Source organism: Brevibacterium sp. R8603A2 (assembly GCF_023072605.1).
Taxonomy (GTDB): Bacteria; Actinomycetota; Actinomycetes; order Actinomycetales; family Brevibacteriaceae; genus Brevibacterium; species Brevibacterium pityocampae.
On sequence record NZ_JALLGN010000028.1, the window covers coordinates 1 to 4,093 of the forward strand.

Genomic DNA, 4,093 nt, shown 5'->3' on the forward strand with positions numbered 1-4,093 from the left:
CGGGATCGGCCTGAGCGTGAATGACGAGCTCTACTGCACGAGCCCTGAGCTCGTCGGTGTACTTCACTGGCATGAGAGAAACTCCTTCTTCCAATCTCCCTGCCTCTATTATCCCCGGGGCGATTCAGTCCCCAGTCGGCCACCGTCACAGAGGTTGTCCGAGTCGCCAGAGCGTCACGCAGGACCTTCTACGCGTCCTTCGACAATCTGGAGGACTGCTTCCTCCAACTCCTGCGCCGTGAGAGCACCCGCACGCTGGGCGCGGTCCAGAAAGCCATCGACCCCCGGGCCCGCTGGCAGGAACAGGTCGATCGCGCACTCACTGCGTGGGGAGACGCCGTCAGCGTCTCCCCGGAGATCCGCCCGTCCCCCCTGAAGGGGGATGCTGGCCGCCGGCTGCAGAAGGACATTCTCAAGGACTACGTTCAACTCCTCGTCTCGATGTCCCGGAACACCGGCATGGTCTGCGGTGGCGTCTCTCCTCTCGAGGAGCACGAGGCGATCATGCTGATGGGCGGCATCCGTGAGCTCTACTGGTACGCACTCGAGCAGGACGTGCCCATGGAGACCGTCATCCGCTCAGCCCGCAGATTCGTCACCGCCGCACTCAGCCCCGGTGAACGCGGGTCCTGACCCACTCCCCCAGATCGAAGCCGGATGCTCGCACTTCCTCAGCTCCCGGCATCACTCCTGCCTCCAATCCTCTGCGCGCGGCCATGTGCTCGCCTGCCCGGTTCACCGTCTCGACGCACCGCAGCCACCCGGCGGCGAAATGCAGAGCGATGAACTCCTCCGGCCCGTGCGCGGGCAGCAGCACCGTCTCTTCACAGCCGTCGCGCACACCCGCGATCTGCAGCTTGTGCGTACCCTGGTCCGACCAGAACCACGGCACCTTCGCATAGGACCCCTGCGCCCCCGTTAGTGATTCAGCCAGGAAGCGCCCTTGATCATTGGCGTTCTGCACCGACTCCAGGCGCACCCGCGCACCGGATGCGCATACGGACACTACTGCCACGTCTCCAATGGCGCTGACAGCAGGATCACTGGTCCTGAGCATCTCGTCGACGACGACCCCGCCGTCGACCTCCAGACCCGCCTCCTCAGCCAGCTCCGCATTGGGCACCGCACCGATCCCGACGAGCACTAGATCGGCAGACAGCCGTTCACCGGTGCTGGTCACGACCTCCGCGACGCGGCCCTCCCGGCCCTCGATGCCTGTGATCCCTGTACCGGTGTGGATCTCGATGCCTGCTTGAGCATGGGCACGGCTGAAGTACGCCGAGGCCTCGGGCGAAAGGGCGCGCTCCATCACCCTGTCCGCGAGCTCGAGGACGTGGACCGCGGCACCCATCTTCCGCACCGAGGCCGCCACCTCAAGGCCGATGAAGCCGGCCCCCACGATCACTACGTTCTTCGCGGCTGGCAAAGAAACGGCGAGTGCCTCCGCGTCGTCGCGGGTGCGCAGGTCCACGACGTTCTCCAGGTCCGCGCCGGGGACGGACAGCCGCCGGTTCCGCGCGCCGGTGGCCAGCACGAGATGTTCGTAGTCCAGCTCGAGCCCTCCGGCGAGCTTCACCGTCTGGTTCGCGCGGTCCATGCTCACCGCTGCCTGATGCACGACCTCGATGCCCTGCTTCTCGTACCAGTCGGCCTTCTTGAACGTCAGCCGGCGCTCGTCGAACTCGCCGCTGAGGTACGCCTTGGAGAGCGGCGGCCGCTGGTACGGCAGGTGCAACTCCTCGCACACGAGGGTCACCCTTCCCTGGTAGCCCAGCCTGCGCAGTGATGCTGCGACCTGCTGTCCCGCCTGCCCACCTCCCACGATGACGATGGACGCAAGACTCATCGCGCCTCCCCGTCCACCGGCTCAGGGTCATCCGCAGGCGCGGACTCCGAGCCGAGGTCAACCTCTGCGGGGGTGTTCCGGCGGGGGATCAGCACCTTCATGGATTCATAGCCGCGCACAAAGTTGTCGTAGGTTCGCACCGGTTCCTCCACCACTCGGATCTCCGGGAAGCGGACCAGGATCTCTTCCCAGATGATGCGCAGCTGAAGTTCGGCAAGCCGGTTACCCAGACAACGGTGCACTCCGAACCCGAACGAGATGTGGCGACGGGGGTTCTTCCGGTCGATCATGAACTCGTCCGGATCCTCAATCACACTGCTGTCTCGGTTCCCAGACAGGTACCACAGTGCGACCCGATCGCCCTTTCGAATGGTCTTGCCACCCAGCTCCGTGTCTTTCGTCGCCACACGCATCATGTGTGTCAGCGGTGTCTGCCAACGGATCGTCTCCGACACCATGGAGGCGACCTTCGCGTCACCGCGGCGGAGCTTGGCGAACTCCTCCGGCCAGCGGTTGAGCGCGTACAGGGAGCCGGTGATCGTGTTCCGGGTGGTGTCATTGCCGCCCACCAGGAGGACCACGAGATCGCCGAACAGCTGCGCACGCGTGAATTCCCTGGCGTGCGGGCTGTGTGCCAGGAGCGAAGCGAAATCTGGCGCGGGATCGTCATGCTGCCGCGTATCCACCAGTTCCATCAGCGTGGTGAAGAACTCACCCAAGATGGCAACCCGCTCCTCTGGAGTCTCGATGATCTGCCCCGGGCCCGCGATAGCGGTCGCGACATCTGACCAGTAGGTGAGCTTGCGTCTGTGCTCCTGTGGGAAGTTCAGGAGTGTGGCCAGAGTCATTGCTGTGAGCTCTTTGGAGACGAGGTCGACCCAGTCGAACTCCTTGCCGATGGGCAGGTCGTCCAGGATCTTCTGCGCGCGCCTGCGGATGACGGATTCCAGGTCGGACAGCCGGGTGGGTGCGACGGCTGGGGCGACGATCTGGCGGTGCAGGTCATGCTCGGGGGGATCCATCGATAGCAGTGACTGGATCTGGAACGCGGCGTCCTCCCCGTGAGTCCGCGAGTCAGTCTGATCGTCGGCGCTCTCGTCGGCGTAGGCGCCCTGCAGGTCCACTGTGCTCGCGGGTCGCATGACGATGCCGGCATCGGCAGAGAAGCTTTCCGGGTCCGTATCCGCCGCCATGATGTCCTCCCACCGGGTCAGAGACCAGTAGGGGCCCATCTTGGTGTGCTCGCCGGATGTGAAGTGGACCGGGTCCTCGTTGCGGATCCGCTCGAACTTCACGAATACGCTCTCGTCCGTGAACGCCCCGGGCGAACCGGGGTCCAGTTCCTCCAGCGGAGTCTTCCTTACATGCGCAAGGCGCTCGGCGGTCGCAGCAAGTGTGCTGCCCCGCGCGACCGCGGCCTGTCTGTGCGCATTCGAGTCTGTCGTTGGCATCTAGATCACCTCGTTGTGTCGTCTGTTCCTCGGGTCCGGATCCGCTCAGCTGGGGGCGACTTCGACGCAGAGCCCGTCGAGGTCGTCTGTGACTTGGATCTGACAGGCCAGTCGGCTGTTCTCCTTCACATCGAAAGAGTTGTCGAGCATGGAGCGTTCGGTGGGCTTCTGCTCACCAACCTTCTCCTGCCATGCGGGATCGACATAGACATGGCAGGTGGCGCAGGCCGCCATACCTCCGCAGTCACCGTCGATGCCGGGAACATCGTTGTCCACGGCCGCTTCCATGAGAGGCACGTCGTCCTCAGCATCGATCACCTGTTGAGTGCCGTCCGAAAGCTGGAAGTTGATAGTAGTCATCGTTGACTCCTGGTCTCTATGGAATGGGGGGGGGTTGGCTCGCGATCTCAGCCGTCCGTAAAGAAGAGGATCTGCTCGCGGGTGTATTTCAGCTGCGGGTGGTCGCGTGCCAGGTGCTCTTGTGTGTCTCCGACAAGCGTGTCTTCGTCATCTGCGGAGATCACATGTCCGCAAGGGCAGTTCAGCATGAGCATAAGTTTCCACTCCGTACTTGGACCATTGCAGCCCATAGGGGCGACCCCCCCTCAAGCGGTACGCAAGCGTACCCATTGTGTTTTGCGTCACGCTACCACACCCGCCGCCGAGCGCGGTAGTGCCCCATAGAGTGGTGTAACGCGCGGAGGTCCGGGCACATCGCTCCTGATGTGGACGCGGCCACCGTGTGATCCTTCGAGTCAACCTTCCAAGAATCCTCGAACGGAGTCACAACGATGAC

5 protein-coding genes are annotated in these 4,093 nt (G+C 63.9%); 1 reads left to right on the plus strand and 4 read right to left on the minus strand.

The window, feature by feature from the left end:
- Window positions 1–441: 441 nt before the first annotated feature.
- A complete protein-coding gene (locus MTQ12_RS14660) occupies window positions 442–633 on the plus strand; it encodes a hypothetical protein (protein ID WP_247619203.1) in 192 nt (63 codons plus the stop codon).
- Here the strand turns inward: MTQ12_RS14660 and MTQ12_RS14665 are convergent.
- The 4 genes from MTQ12_RS14665 to MTQ12_RS14680 are packed head-to-tail and all read right to left on the minus strand — an operon-like array spanning window position 608 to window position 3,851.
- The gene (locus MTQ12_RS14665) at window positions 608–1,846 is read right to left on the minus strand and encodes an FAD-dependent oxidoreductase (RefSeq protein ID WP_247619204.1); all 1,239 of its coding nucleotides are present in this window, start codon (window positions 1,844–1,846) and stop codon (window positions 608–610) included. The two genes, MTQ12_RS14660 and MTQ12_RS14665, sit on opposite strands and share 26 nt — an antisense overlap.
- Entirely contained in the window at window positions 1,843–3,297 is a 1,455-nt protein-coding gene (locus tag MTQ12_RS14670; protein ID WP_247619205.1) for a cytochrome P450, read from the minus strand. The genes MTQ12_RS14665 and MTQ12_RS14670 overlap by 4 nt, the downstream gene beginning before the upstream one ends.
- 45 nt (window positions 3,298–3,342) lie before the next feature.
- A complete protein-coding gene (locus MTQ12_RS14675; RefSeq protein ID WP_247619206.1) occupies window positions 3,343–3,657 on the minus strand; it encodes a 2Fe-2S iron-sulfur cluster-binding protein in 315 nt (104 codons plus the stop codon).
- Between the two features lie 47 nt (window positions 3,658–3,704).
- Window positions 3,705–3,851, minus strand: a complete 147-nt coding sequence (locus MTQ12_RS14680) for a hypothetical protein (RefSeq protein ID WP_247619207.1) — start codon at window positions 3,849–3,851, stop codon at window positions 3,705–3,707.
- Window positions 3,852–4,093 lie beyond the last annotated feature (242 nt).

Bases quoted from the DNA above. Each gene is read 5' to 3' on its own strand.
- MTQ12_RS14660 (WP_247619203.1), top strand. From the start codon at position 442: ATGTCCCGGAACACCGGCATGGTCTGCGGTGGCGTCTCTCCTCTCGAG.
- MTQ12_RS14665 (WP_247619204.1), bottom strand. From the start codon at position 1,846: ATGAGTCTTGCGTCCATCGTCATCGTGGGAGGTGGGCAGGCGGGACAG.
- MTQ12_RS14670 (WP_247619205.1), bottom strand. From the start codon at position 3,297: ATGCCAACGACAGACTCGAATGCGCACAGACAGGCCGCGGTCGCGCGG.
- MTQ12_RS14675 (WP_247619206.1), bottom strand. From the start codon at position 3,657: ATGACTACTATCAACTTCCAGCTTTCGGACGGCACTCAACAGGTGATC.
- MTQ12_RS14680 (WP_247619207.1), bottom strand. From the start codon at position 3,851: ATGCTCATGCTGAACTGCCCTTGCGGACATGTGATCTCCGCAGATGAC.